This is a genomic window from Streptomyces sp. NPDC018610 (genome assembly GCF_044391765.1).
In the GTDB taxonomy this organism is placed as follows: domain Bacteria; phylum Actinomycetota; class Actinomycetes; order Streptomycetales; family Streptomycetaceae; genus Streptomyces.
The window spans coordinates 21,442-32,773 of record NZ_JBISAL010000011.1 but is presented as its reverse complement, the minus strand read 5'-3'; the positions used below and the strand labels follow the sequence as shown (position 1 = coordinate 32,773).

Below are 11,332 nucleotides of genomic sequence, written 5' to 3'. Positions count from 1 at the left end.
GCCCGGTCCGCCCCGGCCCGCCCGGGGGGGGGGGGGCCCCCCCCGCGGCCCCCCCCCCCCCCCCCCCCCGCCGGGGCCCCCCGGGGGGGGGGGGGGGGGCCCCCGGGGGGGGCCCCCCCCCCCCTCCCGGGGGTCGGCCGCGGCCGGCCGGAGCGACATTGCAGGTCAGGGCAGGTCGCAGCCGGCCGCGGAACTCAGGCGGCCGAAGCCGGGCCGCTTCAGCCGAGGCGCTCGACCAGCGCGCGGTACTGGTCCCACAGCTCCTTCGGCGTGTGGTCGCCGAAGGTGTTGAGGTGCTCGGGCACCAGGGCGGCCTCCTCGCGCCACACCTCCTTGTCGACCGTGAGCAGGAACTCCAGGTCGGAGTCCGACAGGTCCAGGCCGTCGGTGTCCAGGGCCTCCCGGGTCGGCACGACGCCGATGGGCGTCTCCACGCCCTCGGCCCTGCCGTCCAGGCGGTCGACGATCCACTTCAGCACGCGGCTGTTCTCGCCGAACCCGGGCCAGACGAACGTGCCCTCGTCGTTCTTGCGGAACCAGTTGACGTAGTAGATCTTGGGCAGCTTGGACTGGTCCTTGTCCTTGGCGACGTCGACCCAGTGGCCCATGTAGTCGCCCATGTTGTAGCCGCAGAACGGCAGCATGGCGAACGGGTCGCGGCGCAGCTCGCCGACCTTGCCCTCGGCGGCGGCGGTCTTCTCGGAGGCGACGTTCGCGCCGAGGAAGACGCCGTGGTTCCAGTCGAAGGACTCGGTCACCAGCGGCACCGCGCTCGCCCGGCGGCCGCCGAAGAGGATCGCCGAGATCGGCACGCCCTTGGGGTCCTCCCACTCCGGCGCGATGATCGGGCACTGGGCGGCGGGCGTGGTGAAGCGGGCGTTGGGGTGCGCGGCAGGGGTGCTCGACTCGGGCGTCCAGTCGTTGCCCTTCCAGTCGGTCAGGTGGGCCGGGGTCTCCTCCGTCATGCCCTCCCACCACACGTCGTTGTCGTCGGTGAGGGCGACGTTGGTGAAGACCGAGTTGCCCCACAGGGTCTTCATGGCGTTGGCGTTGGTGTGCTCGCCGGTGCCGGGCGCGACGCCGAAGAAACCGGCCTCCGGGTTGATCGCGTACAGCCGGCCGTCCTCGCCGAAGCGCATCCACGCGATGTCGTCGCCGATGGTCTCGACGGTCCAGCCGGAGATCGTGGGCTCCAGCATCGCGAGGTTGGTCTTGCCGCAGGCGCTCGGGAAGGCGGCCGCGACGTACTTGGACTCGCCGGTGGGCGGGGTGAGCTTGAGGATCAGCATGTGCTCGGCGAGCCAGCCCTCGTCGCGGGCCATGACGGAGGCGATGCGCAGGGCGTAGCACTTCTTGCCGAGCAGCGCGTTGCCGCCGTAGCCGGAGCCGTAGGACCAGATCTCGCGGTCCTCGGGGAAGTGCGAGATGTACTTGGTGGAGTTGCACGGCCAGGGGACGTCCGCCTGGCCCTCGGCGAGCGGGGCGCCCAGGGTGTGCACGGCCTTGACGAAGAAGCCGTCGTCGCCGAGTTCGTCGAGGACCGGCTGTCCCATGCGGGTCATGGTGCGCATGGACACGGCGACGTAGGCGGAGTCGGTGATCTCGACGCCGATCGCGGACAGCGGGGAGCCGAGCGGGCCCATGCAGAACGGGACGACGTACATCGTCCGGCCCTTCATCGAGCCGCGGAAGAGGCCTCCCTCGCCGCCCTCGCCCCGGAAGATCTTCCGCATCTCGGCGGGGGCCTTCCAGTGGTTGGTGGGGCCGGCGTCCTCCTCCTTCGCGGAGCAGATGAAGGTGCGGTCCTCGACGCGGGCGACGTCGGAGGGGTCGGAGGCCGCGTAGTAGGAGTTGGGGCGCTTGATCGGGTCGAGCTTGCGGAAGGTGCCCTTCTGGACGAGCTCCTCGCACAGTCGCTCGTACTCGGCCTCGGATCCGTCACACCAGACCACGTTGTCCGGCTGCGTGAGTTCCGCGATCTCGTTGACCCACGAGACCAGGTCCTTGTGCTGGGTGGGGATGACGGGGGGAGCCGCGATGTCGCGCGCCACGATTGCTCCTAAATGAGGGATTTTTGTCTTGTCGCCCCGTGGGGGCTGCGACCCGGATGCTTCGTAGCCGCTCATCCGGTGCCGACCGCACTCATTTGATCATCCGACTCCCGCGCCCATCTGTCCAGAGGGCCGCACAGGTGAGCAGGGTGAGGAATCCCACGGTTTTCCGCGATTTTTTGCGTCCGTGTTGGGTTCACCTGAAGGACTTTTTGCGTTTCCCCCCATCGAGGCGATCACCGCCCTCCGACCCCCGGCCGCTCACCCCCGGCTTACGGGGTCGCCGGTACCATGCCGCCATGACTGCGTCCGCCTCCGACGCGCCCCTGGACCCGCCGGCCGGTGGCCGCGGTCCGGCCGCGCTCTCCCTGCCGCATCCGGTCAAGCCGAAGCTGCGCGGCTGGCTGCACCTCGGCATGTTCCCGGCCGTGCTCATAGCGGGACTGGTGCTCACCGCGCTCGCCGACTCCACCCGCGGGCGCATCGCCTGCGGGATCTACGTCCTGAGCGCCTGCCTGCTCTTCGGTGTCAGCGCGCTCTACCACCGGGGCGACTGGGGCCCCCGGATGAGCGGAGTGCTGCGCCGGCTCGACCACGCGAACATCTTCCTGATCATCGCGGGCACCTACACACCGCTGACGCTGCTGCTCCTGCCCGGCGCCACGGGCCAGTGGCTGCTGTGGGGCATCTGGGCCGCGGCCCTGGCGGGCATCGCCTTCCGCGTCTTCTGGGTCGGCGCCCCGCGCTGGCTCTACACCCCCTGCTACCTCGCCATGGGCTGGGCGGCCGTCTTCTACCTGCCGGACTTCCTGCACGCGGGCGGCATCGCGGTCCTGGTCCTGGTGATCGTCGGCGGCCTGCTCTACAGCGCGGGCGGCGTCGTCTACGGAATCAAGCGGCCGAACCCCTCCCCGCGCTGGTTCGGCTTCCACGAGGTCTTCCACTCCTTCACGCTGGCCGCCTTCGTGGTGCACTACGTGGGGATCTCCCTGGTGGCGTACCAGCACGGATAGCCCTCCACCTCCCTCCCGCACTCCCCAGGCCACGGCTCGCACGAGCCGTGGCCGTTCTCGTACGCCCGGAAGTCCATATGCGGGGTCGCCTCACCGGTCACCGCGCTCGCCGCGGCGGCCCCCTGCCGGGGACGACGGCGGACACCCTCGGCGAACCCGCACCGCTCTCCCCGGCCGTGGCCGAGCCCGGAGCCGATGCCCGACAATGACCGCATGACGGCCGCACGCACCACGCCCCCCGCCGACCTCCCCCGGCTGGGCCTGAGGGAGCGCAAGAAGATCAAGACCCGCGAGGCGATCCGCTCGGCCACGTACGCCCTCGTCGAGGAGCGGGGCTACGACGCCACCACGATCGAGCAGATCGCCGAGCGGGCCGAGGTGTCGCCGTCGACCGTCTTCCGCTACTTCCCCACCAAGGAGGACATCGTCCTCACCGACGAGTACGACCCCCTCCTCCTGGAGCAGCTGCGCGGTCGGCCCGTCGGCGAGCCGTGGACCGAGTCCGTCCGCCAGGTGCTGCGCAAGGCCATCGCCCTGGGCATGGACGACGACCGTGAGGTGTCGCGGCTGCGCACCCGCCTGATGGTCGAGGTGCCCGCGGTGCGCTCGCGGATGACGGAGAGCATGTCGGTCACCGGCCGCCTGCTGTGCACCGCCCTCGCCGAGCGCACCGGTCTGGAGCCGGAGAGCCTGGAGGTGCGCGTTACGGCCATGTCCTTCGTCGGCGCGCTGATGGAGACCACCCTGTACTGGGCGGAGAACGACCACCGCGACGACCTCGCGGACCTCGTCGACCGCGCCCTCGCCGTCCTCGAACACGGGCTGCCGCGGGAAAACGCGTGAGGCGCGAGGACTCTGCCGTGCCATGCTGACCGGGTGAACGGTCCAGAGATCCACGTCGAGTTCGCCCCCGGACTCGGCCTGTTCGTCCCGCACGCCCGACGCCGCGGCGCCACCCCCGTGGTCACCGACGGCGTCTCCACCCTCGGACACGTCGTCGAGTCCCTCGGCGTGCCGCTGACCGAGGTCGGCGCGCTGGTCGTGGACGGCCGCCCCGTTCCCGTCTCGCACGTCCCGCGCGCCGCGGAGACCGTGCAGGTACGCGCGGTCGAGCGGCCCCAGCGCGTCCCGGGCGCGCCCCTGCGCTTCCTGCTCGACGTGCACCTGGGCACCCTCGCCCGCCGGCTGCGCCTGCTCGGCGTCGACGCGGCGTACGAGTCGACCGACATCGGCGACCCGGCCCTCGCCGCCCGTTCGGCGGCCGAGAAGCGGGTGCTGCTCAGCCGCGACCGGGGCCTGCTGCGCCGCCGCGAACTGTGGGCGGGCGCCTACGTCTACAGCACCCGCCCCGACGACCAGCTGAGCGACGTCCTCGACCGGTTCCACCCGGAACTGCGCCCCTGGACCCGCTGCACCGCCTGCAACGGCCTGCTGAGGGCGGCCACCAAGGACGAGGTGGCCGACCAGCTCGAACACGGCACCCAGCGCACCTACGACGTCTTCGCCCAGTGCCGCGACTGCGGCCGCGCCTACTGGAAGGGCGCCCATCACGACCAGCTGGAAGCGATCGTCGAGCAGGCGCTGAGCCTGCGCGCCCGGGAGAGCTGAGCAGACGGCCGGGCGGCCGCGTGCCTCAGCCGCCCAGCGCGGTGCCTCCGCCGCCCAGCGCGTCCCGCAGCCGCTCCGGGTCGGTCGTCGGCGCGTCGCAGGTGAAGTGGCGGCAGACGTACGCGGTCGGCGCGCCGTCCACCAGGGGCCGCCCGGCGAGGAGGGGGAACTCCTCGCCGCCCTCCGTGCCGTAGGCGACCACGGCGCCCGGGGCGGTGCCCAGCAGCGCCGTGCGGTGCAGGGCCCTCGCCGCCTCGTCGGCGAGCGACGGCGCGACGACGGCGACCTCGCGCGGCCCGTCGAGCGCGGCCTCGGCGACGGCCAGGCCCCAGCCGATGAAGCGCGGCACGCGCGGGCCCAGCGCGCGCACGACGCCCAGCGCCTTCTCGGCGGCGGTGCGGTGGGCCTCGGAACCCGTGTGGGCCGCGTAGCCGAGCAGGGCTCCGGCCGCCGCCGACCAGCCCGAGGGAGTAGCGTTGTCGGTCGGGTCCTGGGGACGGCGGATCAGCTTCTCGGCGTCGGCGGCGGTGTCGAACAGGGCGCCCGACTCCGGGTCGGTGAACCGGTCCAGCACGTGGTCCAGGAGCAGCCCGGCGAAGTCCAGCCATACGCCCTCGCCGGTGACGGAGGCGAGCGCGAGGAGGCCCTCGGCGACGTCGGCGTAGTCCTCCAGCACCCCGGCGTTCGCGCCCACGTGTCCGTCCTTGCTGGTGCGGGCGAGCGCGGCGTGCTCGTCCATGTGCAGCCGGACGAGGAGGTCGGCGGCGCCGACGGCGGCCTCCACGAGGTCCGGGCGGTCGAAGTAGGCGCCGGTCTCGGCGAGGGCGGCGATCGCGAGCCCGTTCCAGGCGGCGACGATCTTGTCGTCCCGGCCGGGAGCCGGCCGCTCGGCGCGCCGCTCCAGCAGCCGGCGCCGCACGGACTCGATCCTCTCCGCGTCGAACACACCTTCCTGCTGCGGAAGTTGCAGTACGGAAGCGCCGTGTTCGAAGGTGCCCTCCTCGGTCACGCCGAAGTACTGGGCGGCGAGTTCGGCGTCCGCGTCACCGAGGACCTCGCGCAACTGCTCCGGCGTCCACACGTAGTACGCGCCCTCGACGTGCCGTCCCGTGCCGCCCTCCCGCGGACGCGCTTCGCGCGGCGCCTCCTCCTCGCTGTCCGCGTCCAGCGCCGAGGCGAACCCGCCCTCGTCGGTGCGCAGTTCGCGGACCATGAAGTCGGCGGTCTCCAGCGCGACCCGGCGGGCCAGCTCCGAACCGGTGGCCCTCCACAGGTGCGCGTAGACCCGGCACAGCAGCGCGTTGTCGTAGAGCATCTTCTCGAAGTGCGGCACCACCCAGTCGCGGTCGACGGAGTAGCGGGCGAAGCCGCCGCCGAGCTGGTCGTAGATACCGCCGCGGGCCATCCGCTCACACGTGTCGCGCGCCATCTGCAGGGCGCCCTCGGAGCCGGTGCGGGCCTGGTGACGCAGCAGGAACTCCAGCACCATGGACGGCGGGAACTTGGGCGCGCCGCCGAACCCGCCGCGCTGCGGGTCGTACTCGCGCGTCAGCCCGAGCAGCGCCTGCGCCAGCTCGTCCTCGCCCGGCGCCTGGGTGTCTCCGTAGCCGATCTCCCGCTGCGCGAGGTCCCGCACGATCTTCCCGGCGACGTCGGTGACCTCCTCGCGGCGTGTGGCCCACGCCTGCCGGACGCCCTCCAGCACCTGCGGGAAGGACGGCATGCCGTGCCGGGGCTCGGGCGGGAAGTACGTGCCGAAGTAGAACGGCTCGGCGTCCGGGGTGAGGAACACCGTCATCGGCCAGCCGCCCTGCCCGGTGGCCGCCTGCACGGCCTCCATGTACACGGCGTCCACGTCGGGCCGCTCCTCGCGGTCGACCTTGACGCTGACGAAGTGCTCGTTCAGGTAGTCGGCGGTGGCCTGGTCCTCGAAGGACTCGTGCGCCATCACGTGGCACCAGTGGCACGCGGAGTAGCCGACCGACAGCAGGACGGGCACATCGCGCCGCTTCGCCTCCTCGAACGCCTCGGGTCGCCACGGCCACCAATCGACCGGGTTGTCGGCATGCTGAAGCAGATACGGCGAGGTCACACCAGCCAACCGGTTCATACGACCCAGCCTCTCACAGCGCCTGCCGCGACCGGTGAAACCCGGACGAGCCCGCCCCGCTTGGCCGAAGTGCGCTTGTACGCCATCACGTGGTGGGCGGCTCCATCCCTCTCCGAATCGGGCGTCCCGACACCTCGGAACAGTAGGCTGGGCGCAGCAGAACTGGACCTGCCGAGGCTCCTCGAAGGAGGTACACGATGACCGCCGAGATGGTGGCGCCCGCGTGGATGCATTCGCAGATCAGCGCGGAGCAGTACGACTCCTGGTCCGAGGAGCAGTGCGCCGGCATCGAGATCGTGGACGGGATGGTCGTCGTGAGCCCGAGCGCCTCGAAGCGGCACAACCGGCTGGCCCGCATCCTGGCCAACGCCCTGGACGCCGCCGCGGGCCCGGACTGGAACGCGGACACGGACTTCGACGTCCGCCTCCAGGACGTTCCGCTCACCAACCGCCGTCCGGACGTCACCGTCTACCGGGCGGAGACCATCGACGTCACGCCCACCCGCCCCGAGCACGTGCTCTTGGTGGTCGAGGTCGTGTCGCCCGGCTCGGAGACCACCGACCGGATCGTGAAGGTGAACCAGTACGCCAAGGCCGGCATCCCCTTCTACTGGCGCGTCGAACAGGCCGCCACCGGTGTCCCGATCATCTACACGTACGTTCTCGATCCCGCCACCAGGGCGTACAGGGACGGCGAGATGTTCACCGGCACGGTGAAGGCCACCGCGCCCTTCTCCGTCGCAGTCGACCTCGGGGTCATGTAAGGACGGAGAGACGGTCTCCCCGCTTGCGACAGCCGACCGGTAGTGCCCGGACAGTCGTTGCTCGCGGACCGATCGGAAGATCTCCCCATGGTGAGGGAAGCGCACTCCCCCATCGGACACTCCCGCGTGCGTCGGTCCGACCGGGGCTCCGGCGACATGTCGACGTGCTCGTCGGTCACCCACTCGATCCGATCGGCCGGTTGATCTTCAACCCGACCGCCCCGCCGGCCGGGGGGGGGCGCGGGGGTTCGTGATCGTCGCCCCCTCGCGCTCACGCGCGGGCCGAAGGACACTCGGTGGCAACGGAGTTGCCGCCGGAGGGGGACGGGACATGCGGGACAGTCATCGGGCGGACGCGGAGCGGCTGCTGGCCACCGCCGTGGAGGAGGAGGTGCGGCGGTCGGGCGGACGGGTGGACGGCGCCGTGCTGTTGTCCCGGGCGCGCGACGCGCTGGACACCCTCGCCGGGCCCGCGGCCGAGGAGTACGAGGCCTACACCCGGGCCCTGGACGAGGCGGCGGCCGGACAGCAGACGTTCGCGCAGCGCTACGCGCGGGAGGGGGCGGGCACCCCGCTGCTGGTCGCGGGCGTCGCCGCGGTCGCCGCCGCCGTGGCCGACCTGGCGCTGGGCACCGGCACGGGCGCCGCCGTCGGCGCCGGCCTCACCGTCGGCGCGGCCGGCGCCGCCGCCACCGTGGTCAAGGTGGGCGCCGCGCACCTGCCCGCCGCCCACCACCGGGCGGGCGCGGCCGGTCAGCCCGGCGGCCCGGAGCAGCTGCGGCTGCAGTGGCTCACCGCGCTGGAAGTGCGCGGCATCCGCCCGTTCCTCGACCAGCAACGGGTGCTGGTCGCCGCCACCTCGCCGAAGAGGGCGGCGCCCAGACTGCGCGGCGCCGACAAGAGCGCGGCCGCCCGCAGGCGCAGTGTGCTGGAGCAGTCCTTCGCCCAACTTCCGGAGCCCACGGGAGTGTTCGCGGGGCGCCGGCAGGAGCTCGGGCAGATCCGGCAGTGGGTGCAGGCGGCCCGCGCGAGCAGCGAGACCCGGCCCGCCGTCGTCGTGCTGCACGGCGCGCCCGGCTCCGGCCGCTCCACCCTCGCCGTCCGCGCGGCGCACGACCTGCGGGACCAGTTCCGGGGCGCGGTCGTCGTCGACCTGCGCGGCGACAGCGCGGACGAGCCGCCACTGACCACCCGGGAGGCCCTGCTGCACCTGCTGAACCGGCTCGGGGCGCCCCGCGAGCAGCTGCTGTTCCGCGACCGTACCTCCCCCGACCAGCAGCTCAAGCGGCTCGGCGAGCTGTACGAGCAGCATGTGACGGGCCTGCCGGTCACGATCGTGCTGGACGACGCCTCGGACGCCGGGCAGGTCGGCGCCCTGGTCCCCGAACGCTCCGACAGCCTGGTCCTGGTCACCGCCCGCAAGCCGCTCGACCTGCCCGCCGACCTGTCGGCCAGGGTGTACCAGCTGCCCGTCCGGGCGCTGGACGAGGCGGGCGCGGAGGAACTGCTCGGCGCCGCCGCCGAGGAGGACACGGGACCCTACGACGCCGAGTCCGCCGACCGGATCCGCCGCCTGTGCGGCGGGCTGCCGCTGGCGCTGCGCGTCGCCGGGTCCGCCCTCGGCCCGCGCTCACCGCGCCGGCTGGCCACGGACCTCGGCGCGTACGGTCCGGTCGAGCCGGTCGAGCGGGCGCTGTGGCTGCGCTACACCGACCAGCCCGAGCCGGCCCGGCGGCTGCTGCGCCGGCTGGCGCTGGCCGGCCGCGCCTCGCTCGGCGCCGCCGCGGCGGCCGCGCTGGCGGCCACCGACGAGGCGGAGGCGGCCCGGCTCCTTGCGGCCCTCACCCGGGCCGGTCTGATCGACCATGTGCGCGGCAGCCGCTACCGGCTGCACGACCTGGTGCGCGCCTTCGCGTACGCCCGGCTGCTGGACGAGGAGGATCCCGCCGAGCGGACGGCCGCGCAGGAACGGCTGATCGGGAACTACGCCGAACTCGCCGACTCGGTGCTGCGGCTGGTCGACGGCAACAACTCGACCCGCTCCGACCACTTCAGCCCGCACGGCTTCACGTCCCTGGACGAGGCGCTGCGCTGGCTGGACGACGAGTCCAGCTTCATCACGGCGGCGCTCCGGCACGCCGACGGCGTCGACCAGGCGGCCGTGCTGAACCTGCTCGGCGCGCTGTGCGACTACTGCCTGCTGCGCGGCGACCTGTACCGGCTCGGTGAGATCAGCGAGCTGACGCAGGCCGTGGACCAGGGGCTGCTGGTCCGCTCGGTGCAATGGCGCACCGGCATCGCGGCCCGTCAGCTGGGCGAGCTGGACAAGGCGCGCGCCACCCTCGCCTCCGTGGTGGACCTGTACCGGGAGGCCCACCACGACGCGGGCGCCGCCCGCGCGCTGAACTCGCTCGGCATCACGCTGCACCACCAGGGCAATCTGACGGAGGCGTCGGCCCGGCTCCGCGAGGCGCTGGAGATGCAGGCGGCGCCCGAACTGGCGACCGACCGGGCCTGGACGATGCACGCGCTGGCGGCGGTGGAACGCGACCGGGGCCATCTGGCGCCGGCGCTGGACCTGCTGACGCGCTCCCTGGTCCTGCACCGGGAGGGCGGCTCGGTGCACGGCGAGGCGTGGGCGCACTTCCAGCTGGGACAGCTGGCGCTGCGCCAGGGCGACGTACCGCGCGCGGAGGAGGACCTGCGGCAGGCCCTGGAGCGCTACGGCCGTACCCGCGACGCCCGCGGCGAGGCGTGGGCGCTCACCCAGCTGGCGCGGGCCCGGCTGGTGGCCGGCGACACCTCCGGGGCGGTGGCCGAGCTGCGCGGCGCGGCCGTCCGGCACCGCGACAACGAGGACGCGCGCGGTGAGGCGTGGACGCTGTACTACCTGGGGCAGGCGCTGGAGGAGACGGGCGACCTGGACGAGGCGGTGCGCGACCTGGAGCGGTCGCGCACCATGTTCTCCCGGATGCGCGACGTCTACGGGCTGGCCTGCGCCCGACACCACTCGGCTCGGGTGACCCGCGACCAGCGGGCGGCCCGCACGGGCTCGCTGCGCAACTCCGGCTTCGCCCGGCAGCTCCTGGTGGACGCCCGCGCCGACTTCCAGCGCATCGGTGTCGCCCACGGCGAGGCCTGGACCTGCCTGGAGCTGGCCGTGGTCGACGCGGGCAACGCCCGCACCCAGCAGGCGCTGGGCCTGTGCGACGAGGCGATCGCCCTGTTCACCGCGTACGGCGACGCCCGGGGCGGGGACTGGGCGCGCTTCCTGCGCTGCACGCTGCTGCCGTTCGCGGCGGCCGGCGGGGTGGAGATCGGTACGGCGGTGGCCCAGGAGGAACTGTCCGCGCTGGCCCGGTCCGGGCACCCGCTGCGGGACGGGAAGCTCGACGACTACGTCGACGCCTACCGGCTCCTCCTGGAACGCGGCGTGGATCTGGAGGCGGGCTGGCAGGCCTGGCGCCTGGGCATGGTGCCGGACCGCCATGCCCGCGAGGTGATGGGGGTGACGACCGGCGGGGCGCGGTGACGTCCGGACACCGGAGCGCCGGGCCCCACCGGAGGGCGGAACGCCGGCGGACCGGGCGCCGACGGTCGGGGTGACCGGAGGCCGGTGCAGCCAGAGCCGGGAGTGACCGGGTGACCGGAGGCAGGAGAAGCCGAGGGCCGGGACGGCCGGAAGCCGAGATGACCGGAAGCCGGGGCGACCGGAAGCCGGGGCGACCGGAAGCCGGGACAGCCGAAAGCCGGGGCGCGACCGCAGGCCGGGACAGCCGGCGTGCC

Annotated in this window: 7 protein-coding genes; 5 read left to right on the top strand and 2 right to left on the bottom strand. The window is 73.4% G+C overall.

Annotation, left to right across the window (positions count from 1 at the left end; all coding sequences use genetic code 11):
* Positions 1-218 precede the first annotated feature (218 nt).
* Positions 219-2,051 carry a phosphoenolpyruvate carboxykinase (GTP) gene (locus ACH5A8_RS26580; RefSeq protein WP_399006012.1) on the bottom strand — a complete coding sequence of 611 codons (1,833 nt, stop codon included), beginning with the start codon at positions 2,049-2,051 and terminating at the stop codon, positions 219-221.
* Between the two features lie 299 nt (positions 2,052-2,350).
* Between ACH5A8_RS26580 and ACH5A8_RS26575 the strand changes: the two genes are divergently transcribed.
* From ACH5A8_RS26575 to ACH5A8_RS26565, 3 genes are all read left to right on the top strand, one after another.
* Positions 2,351-3,064: a hemolysin III family protein gene (locus tag ACH5A8_RS26575; RefSeq protein WP_399006010.1), complete on the top strand. Its 714-nt coding sequence runs from the start codon at positions 2,351-2,353 to the stop codon at positions 3,062-3,064.
* A 213-nt stretch (positions 3,065-3,277) separates the two neighbouring features.
* Positions 3,278-3,907, top strand: coding sequence for a TetR/AcrR family transcriptional regulator (locus ACH5A8_RS26570; protein WP_399006008.1), 630 nt, complete (start codon positions 3,278-3,280; stop codon positions 3,905-3,907).
* 33 nt (positions 3,908-3,940) lie between these two features.
* The gene (locus tag ACH5A8_RS26565; protein WP_399006006.1) at positions 3,941-4,672 is read left to right on the top strand and encodes a Mut7-C RNAse domain-containing protein; all 732 of its coding nucleotides are present in this window, start codon (positions 3,941-3,943) and stop codon (positions 4,670-4,672) included.
* A 25-nt stretch (positions 4,673-4,697) separates the two neighbouring features.
* On the opposite strand, the gene ACH5A8_RS26560 is transcribed toward ACH5A8_RS26565, so the two are convergent.
* Positions 4,698-6,782, bottom strand: coding sequence for a thioredoxin domain-containing protein (locus ACH5A8_RS26560; RefSeq protein WP_399006004.1), 2,085 nt, complete (start codon positions 6,780-6,782; stop codon positions 4,698-4,700).
* Between the two features lie 197 nt (positions 6,783-6,979).
* On the opposite strand from ACH5A8_RS26560, the gene ACH5A8_RS26555 reads away from it, so the two are divergent.
* Together ACH5A8_RS26555 and ACH5A8_RS26550 are read left to right on the top strand one after the other, a co-directional pair.
* Positions 6,980-7,546 carry a Uma2 family endonuclease gene (locus ACH5A8_RS26555; RefSeq protein WP_399006002.1) on the top strand — a complete coding sequence of 189 codons (567 nt, stop codon included), beginning with the start codon at positions 6,980-6,982 and terminating at the stop codon, positions 7,544-7,546.
* 331 nt (positions 7,547-7,877) lie between these two features.
* Positions 7,878-11,078, top strand: a complete 3,201-nt coding sequence (locus ACH5A8_RS26550) for a tetratricopeptide repeat protein (protein WP_399006001.1) — start codon at positions 7,878-7,880, stop codon at positions 11,076-11,078.
* The last annotated feature ends 254 nt before the right edge of the window (positions 11,079-11,332 follow it).